This window comes from Nonomuraea sp. NPDC004186 (assembly GCF_053603495.1).
The window spans coordinates 168,243-186,998 of record NZ_JBSGFQ010000008.1 but is presented as its reverse complement, the minus strand read 5'-3'; the positions used below and the strand labels follow the sequence as shown (position 1 = coordinate 186,998).

Genomic DNA, 18,756 nt, shown 5'->3' with positions numbered 1-18,756 from the left:
TACCTGGAGTTGTACGCCTATCTGAAGGACAGCTGGAGCAGCGTCGACTTCGTCGGGTCGGTGAAGGCCGGCGAGATGAGTGACAAGGACAACCCTGGTCACCCGGGCAAGCGGATCGGCGAGATCGCGGCCTTCGCCTGTTGCACCGTGCCGCGGTATCAGCCGAACGTGATCCCCCTGCACGCCGGCACCAATGACATGAACCAGAACTGCAACCTGCCGGCCGCGCCCACCCGGCTCAAGAAGCTGATCAACCAGGCGCTGACGCACTCACCACGTGCCACGGTGCTGGTCGCCAAGCTCATCCCGACCGGCAAGGCCGACTGCAGCCGCGCATCGACGCGCACCCGACGGACGCGGGCTACGCCAAGATGGCCTCCTGCACAAGGACGGCTGGTACCTGCTCGACGACACGCCCTCGGCCCTGTACGACCCGGCCACGAAGAAGGTCACCCAGCGCTCCGCGCAGCGGCCCTACCAGGACGGCTACTTCTTCGGCTTCGGCCGCGACTACAAGCGGGCCCTGTCGGACCTGGCCACCCTGACCGGCCCGCCCGCGCTGCTTCCCCAGTGGGCGTACGGCGTGTGGTACTCCGAGTACATCGACCGCACCGCGGCCGACTACCAGAACACGATCCTGCCCAGGTTCCGCTCCGAGGGTGTCCCGCTGGACGTCCTGGTCACCGACACGGACTTCAAGTCGCCGAACACGTGGAGCGGCTGGCAGATCGACCGCGCGAAGTTCCCCGACCCGAAGGCCTTCTTCGACTGGTCCGCCTCCCAGGGCCTGCACAACACGCTCAACACCCACCCCAGCATCGTCGGCGACGACCCCCAGTTCGCCCAGGCGCAGGCCACGGCCAAGGGCAAGCTCCGCAAGGGCGGCTGCGCGGGGGCGGCGGGGCCGAACTGCCACACCTTCGACTGGGGCGACCCCGACCAGCTCAAGGCGTACATGGACCTGCACAAGACGATGGACCAGCAGGGCAACGACTTCTGGTGGCTCGACTGGTGCTGCGACGCCTCGCAGTCCTCGCTGCCCGGCGTGACCCCTGACGCCTGGATCAACCAGCAGTACGCGGCGGCCAACGGCGGGTTCGTGATGTCCCGCGCGTACGGTTCCCTGCAGACCGGCTCGTACGCCGGGCGCTCCGGCCTGCCGACCGGCCCGTGGGCGGACAAGCGCACCACGCTCCACTTCACCGGCGACACGTCCTCCACGTGGGGCACCCTGCGGGTCGAGGTCGGCTCCACGCCGGCCGAGTCGGCGGCCACCGGCATGGCGGCCATCAGCCACGACATCGGCGGCCACAACGACACCACCGGCCTGCAGGGCTCGGAGACCTACATCGTGAACGGGCAGACCAGGCGGACCACCAAGCTGCCCGACGACCTGTACGCCCGGTGGGTCCAGTTCGGCACCTTCCAGCCGATCGACCGCCTGCACAGCAACCATGGCGACCGGCTGCCCTGGCAGTACGGGGCCGCGGCGAAGGATTCGGCCAAGAAGTTCCTCAACCTGCGGGAGAGCCTGGTGCCGTACACGTACACGCTCGCCAAGGAGGCCAACGCCACCGGCGTCCCGATCGTCCGCCCGACATATCTGGAATATCCCGAAGAGGAGGCCGCCTACGCCACGGCCGCCACCCAGTACTTCTACGGCCCCGACCTCCTGGTCGCCCCCGTGACCACGCCCGGCGCCACGGCCACGACCTCGGTGTGGTTCCCGCCGGGGCAGTGGACCGACTACTTCACCGGCCAGACCTACAGCGGCGGCACGACCCGGAGCATCACCACCGGCCTCGACACGATGCCCGTGTTCGTCAGGGCCGGAGGCATCGTGCCGACCCGTACCGCCAAGGACAGGATGACCGTCAGCATCGCGGCGGGGGCCTCAGGCTCGGTCACGCTGCACGACAAGACCAGGATCCGGTACTCGGAGTCGGGCGGGCGGCACACCGTGAGAATCAGCGGGAGGATCAGCGGGAGGACGACCGGCCGCCAGTGGACCCTCTCCCTGCGCAACGCGGCACCGCCCACCAACCTGCCCGCGAACGCGTACCAGTACGACAGCGCCACCCGCACCCTGACCGTCACCCTCCCCCAGCACAACCCGGTCACTTTCACCTACAGGTGATACCGCCGGCGCCGTGAGCGCCCGGCGGGCTCGCAGGTGCCCGCCGGGCGCTCCGACGTCTCAGGTCACGCCGACCATGACCGCCAGGGCCTCAGCCGGGTACGACACCTCGCCCTGCCGCTCGATCACCCCACGGACGGCCCGCAAGACTGCAAGGCTCGGCTCATGGATGAGCAGCACGAGCCGACGACGACCTGCGGCCGGTTACGTCGAAGACCGGGCCCGCCTAGGAAAGCCCCAGGTTCCGGCGCGCCCGGGCGTAGCGGCGTCCTGGCATGAGAGACGCCGCCGACCACGGCAGGATTGCCGGCACGCGCCTGCCCGCACCCGCCAGCAGGCGCTGCGCGCGGGTGAGGTGCCCGCCGAAGTAGAACGCGGCACCGAACAGGTGCATGGCGTCCAAGGCACGCGGATGCGGCCGGTTGCCGTCACGCCACTTGTCGGCCGCCTCGATCAGCGGGTCCGCCACGTCGGAGTTGCCGAAGTAGGCCTCCAGGATGTCCTGAGCGGATTGCTCGGTCTCGTCGATCTCATTCCACACGATCTCGAAGTGCGCCAGCGGCAGCATGGCCGTCACCGGGTCGCCCGCACGCGCCGATGCCGTCACACCCCGAACGAAGGCGAGCAGCTCTTCGTCGGAGCCGTACCATTTCGCGCACAGTGCCTGGACGCGGCTGTAATGCCCGAGGTACAGGTGCGGATCACGAGCGGTCAGCTCCTTCCAGACACGGTCGAGCTCCTCTCTGCCGCTCTGCATGCCGATCCCATGCCACTGCAGCCGGTCCCACGGCACAGGATCGTCCGGCAGCGCCTCCGCCGCCTGCTCCAGCGGCCCGGCCGCGCTCGCCAGCACCTCCCAGAAACGGGCGAAGCGCTCCTCCCCCACGTACGGGGCCCGGAAGGCACCGCGAATCGCCCACGCCTGCTCGATCCGCGCGGCGCCGAGCCAGAGCAGACCGTCGGCGTTGTCTCCAGCCAACCGGCCCAACGACTCGGTGTGCGAGGCGCCGGCGATCGCCAGCTGTTCGACGCGGAGTGCCCGCAGTTCGTTGTCGCCGCGGGCCTGGTTGATCAGTTCCAGGCCGGGCTCCAGTCGCCCGGCTTTCACCTGCGGCAGGACCTGCTCCAGCGCCGGGTCGTCCCAGGACCTTCCCAGCCGCATCCGCGACGTCTTGTCGAGCAGATCAACGACCGTCCGGATCACCCTTATCAACGACATCCGTGATCAATAGCGCAAGCGGCCGTAGAGCCGCAACACGAGCTGGAACGTCTCCTCCCAAGGACCTTGGCAGCTCGACGGTCTTGAAGACGACCCCGCCGTTGACGCCGGCGGAGGGGCCATCGGTCCGGCTGCCGTCAGTATCCGGACGGGGTACGAGGCGTGTACGGGGTTTCCAGGAGGTGGGCCTCGTCAGCGGTGAGGTCGATGTCGAGGGCGGCGACCGCGTCGGCGAGGTGCTCGGGGCGGGTGGCGCCGATGATCGGGGCGGTGCTCAGCAGGCTCGCTCGTACGGGCGCGGCTGCCGCGCGGGTTCGGCGTTTCGTGCCGGGCCGGATCGCGCGGGCCAGGTCCGTCAGGTGTTCCCGTTCTGCGCCGTCCAGCCGCAGCGCCCGGGCGAGCGCGTCCAGCACCGAGTCCGACGCCCCGGCGACCTGCCCGCGTTCAAGGCGCGTGTAGTAGTCCACGCTCACCCCGGCGAGCCTGGCGACCTCGTCGCGCCGCAGTCCCGGCACCCGGCGTGCGCGCATCCCGTAGTGCAGCACCCCCGCCTCCCCGGGGTCAGGCGGGCGCGGCGCGACATCAGGAATTCGCGCAGCTCACGTTTCGGATCCATGCGCTTCACGCTATGTACTACCTGGACCGTTAAGGCAGGCCCTGCCATTACCTGCATAACCGCGCCCTGCCCAACCGGCTGAGGGCCGGCTCGGATTCACCGTACTCGTAGGCGCCCGAGACGCAGGCCGCGGCGCCCACGCCGTCGCCGCCCTCACCACGGACGGCATCGACGCCCGCCCGCCGGCCTTGGACGTCACCGACGACGCCTCCATCGCCGCCGCCGCACGCCAGGTCGAGAACGAGATCGAACACCTGGACGTGCTGGTCAACAACGCCGGCATCGCCGAGCCCAACCCCGCCCCCAGCCAGACCACCCGCGCCGATATGCGGCAGGTGTGAACGTGTTATATTGCGCAACCGGCCTCAACGACCACACCGGCCTCCGCTCCGCCGACGACGGCGTCTCGGTCGTGATCACTCTCGCCACCCTGGCCGCCGACGCGCCTACCGGGCAGTACTCGGGCGCCCTGTTCGCCACCGGCCTGAACGGCGCAGCCGCCTGGTAGCCCCGTACGCCTGGACATGATCGTGACCGCTCACGATCATGCTCTTCCGGTGCCAGGGCATCGACACCTCGCCCCCGGTCCTGCGGCCTCCTCAATAGGTCCTGTTGCGGGCGGCCCTTACCGCGGCACTATTTGCGGGCGCTCGCGCGGGGCGTACGTTTTGCTGACCCGACCGTTTTTGGAACGGTCCGGCACGAGGACGAGGTCGATGGAGCCCTATCAGTTCTTCACCCCCCTTCCCGCCGCCACCGCCGATCGCGACACCGTAAAGGTGTGGTTCTTCCAACGAAAGGTGCAGGTCAGCGCCCTCTGTTCCGGCCACACCCCGAGGTCGGGCTTCAGCCTGGACACGATGACCGCCCTGAGGAGCAAGCTCACGACCTACGAGAGCAGGGTCGGCCTGAACGAGATGACCCCAGGCGCCGCGATCACCCAGTTCCAGCAGTGGCTGGACGCCTACGGCGACAACGGAGCGTGGCAGATCTACGTCGACGACCAGGCCCGCAAGGACAGCGCCGAGCGGGAGCGCCAGCGGGTCGAGGTCGAAGCGAGGAAGATCAGGGACGCCGAGAACGCGGCCCGTTCCACGGCCACGGGCATCTGCGATCGATACCGCGCGGGGCTGCTGAGCAGCAGAGCGAGCGAGACACCGGTGGGACGAGTCGTCTGCGGCTTGGCCGTGATCGGCTCGCCCGGGGTGACCTACGAGGGTTTCAGCGGCCAGGACATGCACCAATACGCGACCACCCCCCTCATCACCGCACTGGTCAGCGGCATCACGCAGTCGGAGAGGTGGCCGCCGGAGTCCTGCGCCGAGGTGGACGCGCTCAAGCGCTGGTTGAACGGCCCCGGCGCCGGCATCAGCTCGGTCGAGAAGATCCCCGGGGACACCTTCGTCTTCCATGCCCGGGTGTGGCACCCGGGAGGCAAGTGGGGCGGTAAGGAGACCTCGCCGGGCTGGAAGGACCGCGGCGCCTGCGTCTACTGCCAGCACTGGATCAGGCGCATCGGCGCCAGGAGCGTGTGAGCCCCGGCGGGCGTCCCGCGGGGCGCCCGCCGCAGACTCCATCCGCTGGTACGCGTATCGGCGTGACCCAGCGCGCACGGCAGCCTGGCGGCCGGTCTCCGCCTGCGGGCCCGGTCGGCCGTGTGCCATCGAAGTCCGGTCGTCGCGATCGTACGGATGTCCCCTCGCGTTCCGCCGCAGTCCCCAGGGCTTAGCCTGCATGGATGCAGCGCATCCTCGTAGTTGGCATCAGCGGGGCGGGTAAATCCACCATGGCACGGGCCCTGAGCAGCCAACTCGCCGTGTCCTATCACGAGATGGACGCCCTGTACTTCGCCGGTCCCGGTTGGGCCGTGAACGAGCGGTTTCCCGCTCAGGTCGCAGAGATCGCCAACTCACCGGCCTGGGTCTTCGACTCGTTCGGCTACCCAGAGGTCCGTGACTTGCTATGGGAACGCGCCGACACCGTCGTATGGCTGGACTACCCACGGCGGGTCATCATGCCTCGGATCCTGCGGCGGTCACTGCGCAGGACACTTCTCCGCGAATCAATCTTCAACGGGAACCGCGAGACCGTGGCGGAATGGTTCCGGCGAGATCACCCCGCATGGTGGGCATGGTCCCAGCACGCGGCGCGACGAGCGGACATACAGCAGCGCATCGATGACCCACGCTTTGCTCCCTTGCAGGTGATCCGCTTCACCACGGCGTCCTCGTCTGCGACCTGGCTCGGTTCCATCGGGCATCGGTGACACCGGTCCGGCTTCGGTGGCACGGGACAGTTGGCCCTACGCCGCGATCTTTGTCCGTGCGGAGTACCAGCGGGTCGATGAAGGAATCTCCGGCGCGGCTCGAACCAATGAGCGTTCAGTGGCATCCAACAAGGTCACGGTATCTGAAGGGATTCATGTGATCATCGGGTTGAACGGCGCCTCCGGGGCAGCGGCCATGTCGACAGGCGACCGGGGCTGCTCATGACGCAGGGTGCCTACGCAGCCGTGAGCGCGTCCCAGGCATGGTGATCCGCAAACGCGCCCCACGCTCGGCGCAGCGAATCGACGTGGCCCGCCTTCCCGAAGATGTCGTGGCGCTCATCGACGCCCTCGAGCCTGGCGAGAACGTGGTCGTCACGCGTGACGGCGCGTCGATAGCGACAATCTCCAGCACCATCGACGTGGTCCAAGGCGCCATCGTCGATCGCGACGCGCCGGACGAGGCCAACGATCAAGCACCGATCGACTACGAGAGCGTGACGGTCGTGGCCACCGCGATGGAGCTGTCGACCGCGGCCCGGGTTGCGCTGTCGACCCAGCTCGGGGCGGACTACGTAGTGCTCGACATGCATGCGGCTCCCACGACAACCGATGTGCTGCTGGTACCTCCAGGCAGCCCGCAGCTGATCGCGGCGCTCCGATCGATGTTCCCGAAAGCTCGCGTCGTCGTCACCGAAATCGAGGACCACGAACTCGGAGTTCAGTATCACGGCCCGGTCCGACGCCTCCTCGACGCCGGCGCCGATGCGTATCTACCTCCGGCGACCCTCCCGCTCCTGGCCAGGCAGCTTGACTACACACTGAATCAGGGGCGCGAGATCGCCGGCGGGGCTGCTGCACCGTTGCAGATCGCACCGACCGCGGCGCCGGCGGATCCAGACGACGAATGACCCCGCACACATGGCCATGAGCAGGGTTGGATGGGTCTGAGTGCTTGTTGAGATCGCCGGCGTACGGTCTCATGGACCGCAACGAGGGGCATAGCGGGGCAGGCATGGAGGGACATATCGAGAAGGCCAAGCTGTCCTATGAGCACCCTGTCTTCGTCGGCGATGTCGGTGAGCCGGCCGCGGCGGAGCGGGAGCTGGACAAGGTCGAAGCCGATCTCGCTTTGGCCCGGGGACGGATCTTGCACGCGCGGTTCCTCGACGACCGGCGCGAGGACCCACGGGAGCTGGCGCTGTTCGAGCGTGCGACACACCTGTACCGGACGCTGGGTGATGCGGCGGGCCAGGCGGGTTCGGTGTTCTGGGAGGGCTGTTTCCACCAGGTCGTACGGAGCGACCCCGACCGCGCCATTCCCCTCCTTGAGCAGTCGTACGACCTGGCCACTGCGGCAGGCGACCGATACACCCAGTGGGAAGCGCTCCGGCACCTGGGGATCGCGGACCATGCCGCGGGCCGGCTGGACGCCGCCCGGCAGCATCTGGAGGCATCGGTACGGCTATGCCGGGAGCTCGGGCTGCCGGCCGCCGTCGCCGCCAACCAGGTAGGGCTGATCTACATCGCCGCCGCGCAGGGGCGACGGGACGACGCGGTGGCGCTGGCCGCAGAGGCGTACGCCACCGCCGAGGCGTGCGGGGCCCACCGCATCATGCGGCAGGTGGCGGAGGCGCGTATCCAGACCATGGCGCCGGACACCGATCATGGCGAGACCCACGATCAGAGCGCACCTTGAGCCGCTGAAGCTTCGACGTCGCAAGCTCGAGGTTCAGCGTCGCAGACCTCGCGGAATAGAGCGGGGAGGGGCGCTGTTCACGCCATCAAGTTCAGATTTCAACTGTTGACGAGGGGATTATTGTGGAGATCGCCTTCATGTTGGTCATGAGCGTCATCGTGGGCACCTTCCTCGCCGGTGCGATGACCGTCCTCGCGCTGAGCGGTATCAAGGACCGGCAGTGGCCGGTGCTCCGGCGTCGGCGCGTCGTCTACCGCGGCTTCATCCCTCGCTGAGCGCGCCGACGCGGCTGATCAGGATTCGCCTGCAGCCCGCCCGTGCCGGACGTAGCGGCGAGCCCGCCGTCGGCGATGAACCGGTACGGCAGGGTGCCTTCGCGGACGGACGGGAGCGCGCATGGAGCCGACCGGGGAGGAGCCCGGAGCCCAGCAGGCACGCGCGGCCCGGGAACGGATCGCCGACGTGGTGCGGCGCATGGGCGGCGGCCTGCTGAAGCTGTCGCCGCACGGGATCGTGGTGACGCTGTGCGCGTGCGCCCTCATCCCGCTGACGTCCGGCAACCTGCTCGCCGCCGGGGCCGACGTGCTCGGCGGGGTGGGCGGCAACGTGCTCGCCGACGTGCTGATCAAGGCGGCGGACGCGCTGCGGCGGCGTACCTCCGGCCGTCCTCCCACGCAGGAGGAGCTCGAGGCCGAGGTCGTCGCCCGGCTCCTCGCAAGCCTGGAGGAAGGCGGGGAGGGCGCCGCCGAGCTGCGGCGCGCGATGGCGGCGGTGCTGCACCGGGTGGACGCGGCGGGCACCGCCATCGAGGCGGCCCTCGTCAGCGGCGACCGCCGGATCCAGGAGCGCCTCACCGAGGCGTTCGGCGAGCTGAGCGGCGACTTCGCCGAGTTCCGCCTGCTTCTGGAGGACATGTCGCGCAAGGTGTCGGAGCTTCTGCGGGTACGGCACCACGAGGAGGCGCGGGCCCGGAGCGACCGCGATCTCATGCTCAGGCAGTACGAGCATTCGATCCGGATCCTCGAAGAGCTGTCGCTGCTCAACGGGCGCCTGGACGCCCCGCGGCCGGAGGGGGCACCCGGTCCCCGCTGGCGTGCCGGGCTGGCGCCGTACCGGGGCCTGTGGCCGTTCGAACGGGAGCACGCGCCGATCTTCCACGGCCGTGAGCGGGACACCGCCCGGCTGCTCGGCCGGCTGGCGGAGCGCCTGACCGGGTCGGGCCTGGTCATGGTGGCCGGAGCGTCAGGAGCGGGCAAGTCCTCGCTGCTGCGGGCCGGGCTGCGGCCCGCGATCTCCCGCGGCCTGCTGCCCGGCGCGCCCGGCAGCGAGCACTGGCCGCAGGAACTGATGACGCCGGGAGAGCACCCGCTCGACGAACTGGCGGTCCGGCTGAGCCATCTCGGTCAACTGGAGGCCGGGGCGGTGCGCCGCTCGCTGGGAGCCAACCCTCAGGACGCGCACCTGACCGTGCGGCACGCCGTACTGGCCGAGGCCGAGCGGCTGAAGCGCCGCGACCCGGGCCGGCTCGTCCTCGTCGTGGACCAGTTCGAGGAGGTGTTCCTCCTGGCCGGGCGGGAGGAACGGGAGGCGTTCGCCACCGCCCTGGTGGCGGCGGCCCGCTCGGCCGCGCTCGTGGTCCTGGGCGTGCGCGGCGACTTCGCCACCGAGTGCAACGCCCATCCCGTGCTGGCCGAGGCGCTGGACGGCGGGCAGTACACGCTGGGCCCCATGACGGAGTCCGACCTGCGCCGCGCCATCACGGGACCGGCCACGGCGGCCGGGGTCCAGGTCGAGCCGGCGCTGGTCGACGACGTGCTGCATGACCTGCGCTCGCGGACCGGCGAGGCCGCCTACGGCACGGGCGCGCTGCCCCTGCTGTCGCACGCGATGCTGCTCACCTGGGAGAAGTGCGCGGGCGGCACGCTGACGAGCCAGGCGTACGGCGAGGTCGGCGGGATCGCCCACGCCGTGGAGTCGGCCGCCGACGAGGTGTACGAAAGCCTTTCCGCCGAACGGCGTCAGGTCGCGCGGGAGATCTTCCTGAGGCTGGCCGTCATCGGACCCGACGGGCGGCCCGTGCGCCGCCGCGTTGCGCGCGACGAGCTGGTCGGCAGGCGTCCGGCGGGCGGCACGGACGACGTCGAAGCGGTGCTGGAGGCGTTCACCGAGCGCCGGCTCCTGATCCGGAGCGGCGACCCGGGTGACGGCCGGAGCGGCGACGCGCACGGCGCGGTGGAGATCGCCCACGACGCGCTGCTGGAGGAGTGGCCCAAGCTCAAGAAGTGGCTCGACGAGGGCCGCGGCGACCACGTGCTGTTCCGCCAGTTCCTGGACGGAGTCGCCGACTGGGAGGCGAGGAAGCGCGACCCGGAATTCCTCTACCGCGGTACCCGGCTGGCGGCGCTGCGAGAGGTGTTCCCGCGCTGGGAGGCGGACCCCGTGCGCGGTCCCGCGCTGACCGGGGCACAGCGTGTGTTCCTGCGCGAGAGCGACCGGCTGGAGAGGCGGGCCACCCGCTTCCGCCGCGCGGGTCTGGCCGCGCTGGTGATCCTGTTCCTGACGTCGGTGGTCGGGGCGGGCGTCGCCGCGAACCGCGCCGCCGAGGCCGGCGCGCAGGAAGACGCCGCGCGCTCGCGCGAGCTGGCGGGCCGCAGCCTGGAGCTCGGCGAGACCGACCCGGCGCTGTCGCGGCTGCTGGCGGTGGCGGCCCGGAGGATGAGGGACACGCCGGAGGCCCGCGCGGCCATGACCGCGGCCCTGCTCAACCCGGCCCGCTCCGTGTTCACCGGCCACACGGGGGTGGTGGACGAGGTGGCGTTCGCGCCCGACGGCAGGCTCCTGGCGTCGGCGGGGCGCGACGGCACCGTCCGGCTGTGGGACACCGCGACGGGCCGCCAGGCCGCGCGCTTCACCACCGGGCCTGGGGAATGGGCGACGGGGCTGGCCTTCAGCCGGGACGGCCGGCTGCTGTTCGGCGCGAGCCGCACGGAGCAGGCCGACGGGGGCGCGATCCGGATCTGGGATGTCGTCACCCGGCGCCCCTCCGGCGATCCGATCGCCGTCCCCGGGTTCACCGATGGCACCACCACGCCCTTCGAGGCTCTGGCCATCAGCCGGGACGGCGCCACGCTCGCCGCCGCAGGAGGGGACGGCACGCTGTACCTGTGGGACGTCGCCACCCGCCGGCGGATCGGGGGCTTCGGGGCCGACCAGGCCGAGGACGTCACCTTCAGCCCGGACGGCAGGACGCTCGCCACTGCCGGCACGCGCGGGCAGGTGCTGTTCTGGGACGTGGCCCGGCACCGCGAGATCAGGCCCAGCCCGGTGACCCGTACGGGGAACATCGAGGCGTGGAAGGTGGCCTTCACCCCCGACGGAACCAGACTGCTGAGCGTCGACAGCGACGACACCGTGCGCTGGTGGGACACCGCCACCCACGCGCGGATCGGCGCCCCGCTCAAGGGGCCCGGCGCCGCTCTGGCCGTCAGCCCGGACGGCACGCTCCTGGCCGCCGACGGTGGCGGCGGCACTGTCGTCCTGTACGACACCCTCACCCGCGAGCAGGTGGGGACGCCCCTCGTGGGCCACACCGGCACGCCCCAGGACGTGACGTTCTCCCCGGACGGGACGCGGCTGGCGAGCGCCGGTGTGGACGGCACCGTCCGCGTGTGGGACCTCCTGCGCGGCCGGCAGGCCGGCAGACCTGTCACCAAGCGGGGCACGGGCACCGTCTACGGCATGGCGCTCAGCCCCGACGGGAGCACGCTGGCCACGTCGAGCGTGCCCGGCGCCTTCCTGTGGAACCTGGCCGCGCGCGACCGGCTTGGCGGGCCCCTGTCGGCCGGTGAGATGGGCGAGCACGGCCCGGTCGCCTTCAGCCCCGATGGCAAAGTGCTCGCCACCGGACAGAGCAACGGGGCGATCCTGCTGTGGGACGTCGCCACGCGGCGCAAGATCGGGGAACCGCTGCTCGGCCATGCCGCGCACCTCGACAACTGGGTGCTGGCGCTGGCGTTCAGCCCCGACGGCGCGACGCTCGCCAGCACCGGATTCGACGACACCTTACGGTTCTGGGACGTGCGCGCGCACCGGCAGACGGGCACGCCGGTGACCGGCGTCCAAGCCTCGTCCCTGGCCTTCGCCGCCAAGGACGCCACACTCGCCATCGGCATGGACGACGGGACCATCAGGCTCTTCGATCCGCGCACACGCAGCGACAAGGCCACCCCGCTGCGCGGCCACACCGGCGCCGTCGAGCACGTCGCCTTCAGCCCGGACGGCCGCCTCCTCGTCAGCGCGAGCGCCGACCGGACGATCCGGCTGTGGGACGTGACCACCGGACGACAACTCGGGCAGCCACTGGTCGGACACACCGACACGGTCTGGATGGTGGCCTTCTCCCCCGATGCCCGGCTGCTCGCCAGCGCCGGCCGCGACCGGACGATCCGGCTCTGGGACGTCGCCACCGGGCGGCAGCTCGGCCGCCCGCTGACCGGCCATCGCGAGGACGTCTCCGCAGTGGCCTTCACCCCCGACGGTCGCACGCTGGTGAGCACCGGCTACGACAAGACGATCCGGCTCTGGAACGTGGCTTTGCCCGCCGTGAGCGTGGAGAACGCCTGCGCCTTGGCCCAGCGGGCGCTCACCCGGCAGGAATGGGGCCTGTACGTGCCGGGCAGAGCGTACGAGCCGGTGTGCGCCGGCCCCTAGGGCTGAATATTGATGAAGGGGTCCCAGCAGTAGTAACCCTGCTTCTCACCCTTGTGGTTGAGAATCATGAAGCTGAAGTTGTAGGTGACCGTCCCCGTGTCCAGGACCTCGCACTCCCAGTAATAGCTGTTGATTCTCTGGGTGGTGGGATTCAGCGGGTCCTGGCTGTTCGGCTGCGGCTCGCTGAGCATCACCGACCTTGGTACGGGGGTGCTGATCAGGTCCTGTCCGGCCAGGGTGTTGAACCTGTAGAGGATGCCGGTGTACTCGGAGTTCAGGGATAGTGTCGTCTCGCGCCACCTGATGATGTCCATAGGCGAGGCGTTGATTGTCAACTCGCTGCCCGGAGCGCCGCCGAGTTGGTTCTGCCGGGTGGTCATGTAGATCAGGTTGCTGCTGTCGGGGATCGATGTCGGGCCGTTCGGATCGGTGTTCTTGCCGAACCTTCCGAGAATGGTTTCCGCGTCGATGGCGATGAGGACGTTGATGAATTCTGACATGCAGAAATTCCCCCTGTCGTATCCGACGAAAACAGACCGTGCCCAGACCTCAATCACGACTTGAAGGCCGCCGGGCGAATGCCTCCACCATGATCTTTGACATTGAGTGCTGTCAAGGATGCATAATGTAACCCAAATAAATTCGGGTTATCCCGTAACGCTTAGCGCTGAGGGGATGAGCAGCCGGAATACGTCCCCAGCGGGCCAGAAGGGCGCGCCGTCCCCCCGCCCAAATGTGGCAGACAAGACAGGTGTGCATTACTGAAATGCGCGCTTCCGGCTTGATCACATATCGCGCAGTGGCGGTTAGGGCAAAACGGCTCTTCGCAATCCAAGCCGCCGGTTTGGCTCACTTGTTCAGTGTCCGGCCGAGCGTGATGATCCGGCTCAACGCGCTCAGGACGCCTGCCACCGCCGCTCCCCGACGGTTGATGATCTGAAGTCATCCAGGCGAGGGCGAATCGTCCTGCTTCGGCCCCGGTCGCGCGAAGGCGACCGGGGCCGGAACTTGAATCGTGGCTTCGGTCGTGGCTTGTGGGCCGTTCAGCTCTGGGGCATTCAGCGGCTGATGTCGTCCAGCTCGGTCAAGTCCTCATGAGAGAGGGAGAGTCCCGCGCCGGCGATGTTCTCGCGCAGGTGTGCCGTGGATGACGTGCCGGGGATGAGCAGGATGTTCGGTGATCGCTGCAGCAGCCAGGCCAGTGCGACGGACATCGGTGTCGCCTCCAGTCGAGCGGCGACCGCCGAGAGCGCCGAGGACTGAAGCGGGGTGAAGCCCCCGAGGGGGAAGAAGGGCACGTACGCGACGCCGTCGGTGGCGAGCCGGTCGATGAGCTTGTCGTCGTGGCGGTGGGCGAGGTTGTACATGTTCTGCACGCACACGATCGGCGCGATGCTCTGTGCCTCGGTGACCTGCTCCCCGGTGGCGTTGCTGACCCCGAGGTGGCGGATCAGGCCCTGCCGCTGGAGTTCGACGAGCGTCTCGAACGCCTCGGCGAGCGAGCCGGACTGGGGACCTGCGGCGTTGCCGAGCCGGAGGTTGACCAGGTCGAGCACGTCGAGCCCGAGGGACTTGAGGTTGTCGTGGACCTGGCGGCGCAGATCTTCGGGTCGCCGGGCCGGAGGCCAGCCACCCTGTTCGTCGCGGGTCGCGCCCACCTTGGTCACGATGTGCAGCGACTCGGGATAGGGGTGCAGTGCCTCGCGGATCAACTCGTTGGTGACGCGCGGCCCGTAGGCGTCGCTGGTGTCGATGTGAGTGATACCGAGGTCGACCGCTTCGCGCAGAACGGCCAGGGCACCGTCGCGATCGGCGGGCGGCCCCATGACCCACGGGCCGGCCAGTTGCAGGGCGCCGTAGCCGAACCGGGTGACACTCAGGTCACTCAGAGTCCAAGTGCCGCCGGGAAGAGAGAGGGAGAGCGTGCTCATCTTGTTGCCTTTCGTCGTGCACTTGGGGGTGGCGCCTTCTGCCTCCCTGCATCAGCATTGGAGAGAAACCTCCTGTCAGGAAGTAGGCACTTTGGAGTGCGTAACCCACCCATCGGTGAGAGGTGCGATCAGTGACGACGATGAAGGCGGCCCAGAAGAGGACTCAGGCCAAGGTGGAGTACAACGCGTTCCTGGCAGAGTGCCCCAGCCGGCAGCTGCTCGACCGGATCTCGGACAAGTGGGTCGTCCTGATCCTGTGCGCGCTGGGCGGCGACAACAGCCCTCGCCGGCCCGGTGCGGCACACGCGGACGCTCCGAAGGCGATGCGTTACTCCGAGATCTCTCGGCTTCTGGCCGGGGTCAGCCAGAAGATGCTGACCCAGACGCTACGGTCGCTGGAACACGATGGTCTGCTCACCCGTACCGTGACGCCAACCGTCCCTGTCACCGTCTCCTACGAGCTGACCGACCTCGGCCTCTCGCTCCACCACATGACGCGCGGGCTCAGAAACTGGGCGCAGACGCACATGGCCGAGGTCCTCGCAAACCGCGAGAACTACGACGCTCGCACCTCCTGACGACTCACCCTTTCAGCGGCGCGACCTTCAGCGGCGACGGGGACGACGATGGACGTCCTGGCCGTGCACGACGAAAGCCCTCGCTGCGGCGACGACCGCGCGGACGGACCTCGCCCGCGCGGCGGCATCGGCTTAGGTCAGACCGAGTACCTGCAGATCAGCGCCTGGCTGGCGCCCTGGGCAGAGCCGAGGTAGGTGTAGGTGGGGTTGAAGTATGCGCACGCGGCGGAGGCGCTTCCGCTGCCGGTGTAGGTCATGCCGGAGCCGCCGCTGCTCCAGCGGTAGCAGCTCAGGCCGCCGTTGTAGAAGCCGATGGTGGAGGAGGAATTGACCCTGGCGGAGCAGTAGTCGCCGAGCGAGATCGGGCTGTAGGTCACCTCCACGTCTGCCGCCTGCGCCGGCGCGGCGGAGATGGACAGCGCGCCGAGCGCGGCGAGCATGACGGTGAGGAGGGCAGGGACACGACGAACCACGAGGACCTCCGGGCAGTAAGTCGCCGAGCCGGTGAGACAGGGCGTCACGTGCAGCAGGAGCGCGATGGAGCATCGCGCGCCGCGATACGCTGCGTTGATCGCAGTATTAAATAGGAAAGCTTCCTATGCAATAGCTGTCTCACGCGGCTCCTGGGGAACGTCTCCGTCAGGCTCGGCGGCGCTGCCGTGGGTCAGCGGAGGGGGTCGAATTCGGCCAGGGCGGCGGGCTGCTTGCCGGTGGTGATCTGTTCGGCCAGCAGCCGTCCCGTGATCGGGCCGTGGGCCATGCCCCACATGCCGTGCCCGCCCGCCACGTAGACGGTGGGAGCCACCGTCGCGCCGATGAGCGGCCGTCCGTCCGAAGTGACGGGGCGGGGCCCCACCCAGAGGTCGGTCCGCTCCTCCCAGCGCACACCCCGCAGCAGCGGACGGGCGGAGGCGATGATGGCCTCCAGCCGGGCGGGCACCTGCGGGGCGTCCGGGTCCCGGAACTCCATGGTGCCCGCCACCCGCAGCCGGCCCTGGTACGGCGTGCACGCCACACGTACGTCGGGCAGGTAGACGGGACCGGGGACGGGATGGTCGACCGGCACGGTGAAGGAGTAACCGCGGCCCGCCCGCACCGGGACGCGCACGCCCCACTCCCGGGCCAGCCGGGGCAGCCACGCGCCGGTGGCGAGCACCACCGCGTCGGCGGACAGGACGGTGCCCTTGGCCGTGCGGACGACCACCTTCCTGTCATCGGTACGCACCTCGTCGACCTCGACCGCGTACACGGTCGCGCCACGTCGCATGACGGCCTTGCCCAGAGCGTGCACGAAGGCGCCCGGGTCGACGTAGCGCTGGCCGTCGATCCGTACCCCTGCCCTGAGCGCGTCGCCGGCGAGCGGGACGTGCTCGCTGAGCCGGTCGCCGTCCAGCACGGTGTGATCGACCCGCTGCCCGACCGCCTGGAGCCTGCGCAGCTCGCGCAGCAGCCCCTGGGCCTGGCGTGGCGTACGGAACGCGGCCGTGATCGGCGCCGCGACGACCGGGGCGGACACGCCGTCGGCGGCGAGCACCTCGTAGGCCTCGATGCATTCGTCGTTGAGCGGCACGTTGGCCCGCGCGGCGCGGGTCCAGGACCGCCAGTGGCTGTTGGCGGCGAACCCGGCCAGGAACCGCCACAGGCCCGGGTCGAGGCTCGCGGGCACGTGCAGCGGCGCGGCCGGGTTCAGCAGCGAGCGCAGGCCGTAGCGCAGGACGGCGGGCTCGTTCAGCGGGATGGCCAGGCCGGGGGCGATCCATCCGGCGTTGCCCCAGGAGGCGCCGGCCGCCACTCCCCCGCGGTCCACCACGTCGACCTGGACGCCGCGTTCCTGCAGGAACCAGGCGGTCGACAGGCCCACGATGCCCGCGCCCACCACGATCACCGATCTCGGCCAGTTGCCGACCATGCCCAACCTCCAACGGGACGAATGACGGGGTGTCCCAGTCAGCATGGCCCTGGCGGCGACCTGCGGCATTGTGGGCGGGCGACAATCGCGGCGCCGCCGTTGTCGATCCGGTACAACGTGTCAGTGACGGGGCTCGTCCTCGACGGCGGCCAACATGATGATCATGGCGAGGCGCTTGCGACCGTCGTTCAGGTCCAGGGGAACGAGCTCGTCCATCTTGCGCAGCCGGTTGCGCACGGTGTTGGGATGGACTCCAAGCTGCTCGGCGGCCAGGCCCAGGTCGCCCTGGCTCATCAGCCAGGCCCGCAGCGTGGCCACGAAGCCCGTACCGTGACGGGTGTCGTGCCGCAGCAGCGTGCTCACCGGCCCGCGGGCCGGAGTCCGGCCGGTACGCGCCGCCGCGCGCAGCCGCCGCAGCAGAATGTCGTCCCAGGACTCGTCGTAGGCGGGCGGGACGGCGCCGGGCCTGGCGCTCTCGTGCAGCGCCAGGCACTCGTCGGCTTCCTGGCGGGCGGCGGGCAGCTCCGCGACCTCGGCGGGTGCGCTGATCCCGGCCGCGACGTGCATCTGAGCGGGCAGTTCGCGGTGGAGGGCGATGATCCACTGCCGGGCCGCGTCGGCCTGCTCGGCCGGCATGATGGTGTAGAGCGTGTCGCCGAGCAGCGCGCTGCGGCCGGGCCTGGACCAGCCGAATCCGGTGGTCGCCTGCTCGAAGGCCAGCAGCAGCGCGGCGTGCCGATCGGCGGTGTGCGCGCGGACGGCGATGACCCGCATCGGCTGCGGCGCCAGGCCCAGCCGGCTGATCACCGTCTCGGCGTCGGAGCTGCCCTCCAGCAGCCGGATGACCAGGTCCGACTCCACCTGCCGCTCCAGGTCGGCGCTGGCCCGGGAACGCAGCAGGTGCAGCGCGACGGTGCGGGCGCCGTCCGCCAGCGCGCGGAGATGGGCGCCGGTCAGCGGGCGCTCGCAGGTCACCCACACCCAACCGAGCAGTTCGCGGCCGGCCCGCGCCGCCACGGCCATCCGCCCGGTCAGGCCGTGCCCGGCATCGGCGGGGACGAACACCGGCTCGTCCGTCGCAGCCAGCCGGGCGAACACCCCCTGCTCCTGGAACAGCTCGCGCAGCCGGTCGGGAACGCGCCGGGCGAGGATGGTCTCCAACCGGGCCGGGTCGCCTGCCTGCTGGGAACGGGAGTAGGCCAGCACCCGCGAGTGCCGGTCCTCGATGGTCACCGCCCCGCCGATGACGTCGGCCAGGCTGTCGGCCAGGGCGAACAGGTCGGTCGGGCCGCGTCCGGAGGCGGTCTCACGGCTCTCCAGCACCAGCCCGTACACCACGCCGGCGAGCTGGCTCCACGAGACGGCGGGGTCGGCCAGCAGGACGGCCACCCCGTGCCGGTCGCCGAGCGCGGCGGCGTCCCGCTCGACGTCCGCGCCGCTTTCGGCGGGGCGGACCAGGACCGCTGTGGCTCGGGACGCGGCGGCCCACTGCACGGCCTCGGCGATCGAGGTGGTGCCGACGGCCAGGAGCAGGTCGCCGGCGGCGTGGCGGTCGGTGGCATCGGGCATCGCGACGCTGCGCAGCCAGGCCGAGCGCGCCTCGGGGTTGCCGCACAGCCGCACGCCGTACCCGCCGAGCACGTTCACCAGGCGGTCCAATGTGATCATGTTCAACTCCGGGTCGGCGGAAG

General features: G+C 70.2%; 16 protein-coding genes and 1 pseudogene. 10 read left to right on the top strand and 7 right to left on the bottom strand.

Features of this window, described 5'->3' with window-relative positions; all coding sequences use genetic code 11:
- Positions 1–277 precede the first annotated feature (277 nt).
- Complete coding sequence (locus ACWEPL_RS09395; RefSeq protein WP_452435710.1) at positions 278–2,137, top strand: TIM-barrel domain-containing protein; 1,860 nt, start codon at positions 278–280, stop codon at positions 2,135–2,137.
- 226 nt (positions 2,138–2,363) lie between these two features.
- Here the strand turns inward: ACWEPL_RS09395 and ACWEPL_RS09390 are convergent, their stop codons facing one another.
- Together ACWEPL_RS09390 and ACWEPL_RS09385 are read right to left on the bottom strand one after the other, a co-directional pair.
- Positions 2,364–3,341, bottom strand: coding sequence for a hypothetical protein (locus tag ACWEPL_RS09390; protein WP_452435709.1), 978 nt, complete (start codon positions 3,339–3,341; stop codon positions 2,364–2,366).
- A 152-nt stretch (positions 3,342–3,493) separates the two neighbouring features.
- Positions 3,494–3,901, bottom strand: coding sequence for a helix-turn-helix domain-containing protein (locus ACWEPL_RS09385; protein WP_452435708.1), 408 nt, complete (start codon positions 3,899–3,901; stop codon positions 3,494–3,496).
- Positions 3,902–4,073: 172 nt separating this feature from the next.
- On the opposite strand from ACWEPL_RS09385, the pseudogene ACWEPL_RS09380 reads away from it, so the two are divergent.
- The 8 genes and pseudogenes from ACWEPL_RS09380 to ACWEPL_RS09345 all read left to right on the top strand — a co-directional run.
- Positions 4,074–4,313: pseudogene (locus ACWEPL_RS09380) on the top strand (SDR family NAD(P)-dependent oxidoreductase); the annotation flags it as partial.
- Positions 4,314–4,315: 2 nt separating this feature from the next.
- Positions 4,316–4,480 (top strand): hypothetical protein, encoded by a 165-nt coding sequence (locus ACWEPL_RS09375; RefSeq protein WP_452435707.1) that lies wholly within the window; start codon positions 4,316–4,318, stop codon positions 4,478–4,480.
- Between the two features lie 208 nt (positions 4,481–4,688).
- Positions 4,689–5,507 carry a hypothetical protein gene (locus ACWEPL_RS09370; RefSeq protein ID WP_452435706.1) on the top strand — a complete coding sequence of 273 codons (819 nt, stop codon included), beginning with the start codon at positions 4,689–4,691 and terminating at the stop codon, positions 5,505–5,507.
- Positions 5,508–5,710: 203 nt separating this feature from the next.
- Positions 5,711–6,238, top strand: a complete 528-nt coding sequence (locus ACWEPL_RS09365; RefSeq protein ID WP_452435705.1) for a hypothetical protein — start codon at positions 5,711–5,713, stop codon at positions 6,236–6,238.
- 263 nt (positions 6,239–6,501) lie between these two features.
- Positions 6,502–7,149, top strand: coding sequence for a hypothetical protein (locus tag ACWEPL_RS09360; protein ID WP_452435704.1), 648 nt, complete (start codon positions 6,502–6,504; stop codon positions 7,147–7,149).
- A 71-nt stretch (positions 7,150–7,220) separates the two neighbouring features.
- A complete protein-coding gene (locus ACWEPL_RS09355; RefSeq protein ID WP_452435703.1) occupies positions 7,221–7,937 on the top strand; it encodes a hypothetical protein in 717 nt (238 codons plus the stop codon).
- A 122-nt stretch (positions 7,938–8,059) separates the two neighbouring features.
- The gene (locus ACWEPL_RS09350) at positions 8,060–8,212 is read left to right on the top strand and encodes a hypothetical protein (protein ID WP_452435702.1); all 153 of its coding nucleotides are present in this window, start codon (positions 8,060–8,062) and stop codon (positions 8,210–8,212) included.
- A gap of 121 nt (positions 8,213–8,333) precedes the next feature.
- Positions 8,334–12,647 (top strand): nSTAND1 domain-containing NTPase, encoded by a 4,314-nt coding sequence (locus ACWEPL_RS09345; protein WP_452435701.1) that lies wholly within the window; start codon positions 8,334–8,336, stop codon positions 12,645–12,647.
- On the opposite strand, the gene ACWEPL_RS09340 is transcribed toward ACWEPL_RS09345, so the two are convergent.
- Positions 12,644–13,147 carry an inclusion body family protein gene (locus tag ACWEPL_RS09340; RefSeq protein WP_363985250.1) on the bottom strand — a complete coding sequence of 168 codons (504 nt, stop codon included), beginning with the start codon at positions 13,145–13,147 and terminating at the stop codon, positions 12,644–12,646. The two genes, ACWEPL_RS09345 and ACWEPL_RS09340, sit on opposite strands and share 4 nt — an antisense overlap.
- A 558-nt stretch (positions 13,148–13,705) precedes the next feature.
- Positions 13,706–14,578, bottom strand: a complete 873-nt coding sequence (locus ACWEPL_RS09335) for an aldo/keto reductase family oxidoreductase (protein ID WP_452435700.1) — start codon at positions 14,576–14,578, stop codon at positions 13,706–13,708.
- Positions 14,579–14,718: 140 nt separating this feature from the next.
- Between ACWEPL_RS09335 and ACWEPL_RS09330 the strand changes: the two genes are divergently transcribed.
- The gene (locus tag ACWEPL_RS09330) at positions 14,719–15,156 is read left to right on the top strand and encodes a winged helix-turn-helix transcriptional regulator (RefSeq protein WP_452435741.1); all 438 of its coding nucleotides are present in this window, start codon (positions 14,719–14,721) and stop codon (positions 15,154–15,156) included.
- A 137-nt stretch (positions 15,157–15,293) separates the two neighbouring features.
- On the opposite strand, the gene ACWEPL_RS09325 is transcribed toward ACWEPL_RS09330, so the two are convergent.
- From ACWEPL_RS09325 to ACWEPL_RS09315, 3 genes are all read right to left on the bottom strand, one after another.
- Positions 15,294–15,629 carry a hypothetical protein gene (locus ACWEPL_RS09325; RefSeq protein ID WP_363985453.1) on the bottom strand — a complete coding sequence of 112 codons (336 nt, stop codon included), beginning with the start codon at positions 15,627–15,629 and terminating at the stop codon, positions 15,294–15,296.
- A 191-nt stretch (positions 15,630–15,820) separates the two neighbouring features.
- A complete protein-coding gene (locus ACWEPL_RS09320; protein WP_452435699.1) occupies positions 15,821–17,065 on the bottom strand; it encodes an NAD(P)/FAD-dependent oxidoreductase in 1,245 nt (414 codons plus the stop codon).
- A gap of 120 nt (positions 17,066–17,185) precedes the next feature.
- On the bottom strand, positions 17,186–18,733 hold the full coding sequence (locus tag ACWEPL_RS09315) for a PucR family transcriptional regulator (protein ID WP_452435698.1): 1,548 nt from the start codon (positions 18,731–18,733) through the stop codon (positions 17,186–17,188).
- Positions 18,734–18,756 lie beyond the last annotated feature (23 nt).

Excerpts from the sequence above, each read along its gene's own strand:
- ACWEPL_RS09345 (WP_452435701.1), top strand. The coding sequence starts at position 8,334 with ATGGAGCCGACCGGGGAGGAGCCCGGAGCCCAGCAGGCACGCGCGGCC.
- ACWEPL_RS09340 (WP_363985250.1), bottom strand. The coding sequence starts at position 13,147 with ATGTCAGAATTCATCAACGTCCTCATCGCCATCGACGCGGAAACCATT.
- ACWEPL_RS09360 (WP_452435704.1), top strand. The coding sequence starts at position 6,502 with ATGGTGATCCGCAAACGCGCCCCACGCTCGGCGCAGCGAATCGACGTG.
- ACWEPL_RS09370 (WP_452435706.1), top strand. The coding sequence starts at position 4,689 with ATGGAGCCCTATCAGTTCTTCACCCCCCTTCCCGCCGCCACCGCCGAT.
- ACWEPL_RS09330 (WP_452435741.1), top strand. The coding sequence starts at position 14,719 with ATGAAGGCGGCCCAGAAGAGGACTCAGGCCAAGGTGGAGTACAACGCG.
- ACWEPL_RS09320 (WP_452435699.1), bottom strand. The coding sequence starts at position 17,065 with ATGGTCGGCAACTGGCCGAGATCGGTGATCGTGGTGGGCGCGGGCATC.
- ACWEPL_RS09335 (WP_452435700.1), bottom strand. The coding sequence starts at position 14,578 with ATGAGCACGCTCTCCCTCTCTCTTCCCGGCGGCACTTGGACTCTGAGT.
- ACWEPL_RS09355 (WP_452435703.1), top strand. The coding sequence starts at position 7,221 with ATGGACCGCAACGAGGGGCATAGCGGGGCAGGCATGGAGGGACATATC.
- ACWEPL_RS09365 (WP_452435705.1), top strand. The coding sequence starts at position 5,711 with ATGCAGCGCATCCTCGTAGTTGGCATCAGCGGGGCGGGTAAATCCACC.
- ACWEPL_RS09315 (WP_452435698.1), bottom strand. The coding sequence starts at position 18,733 with ATGATCACATTGGACCGCCTGGTGAACGTGCTCGGCGGGTACGGCGTG.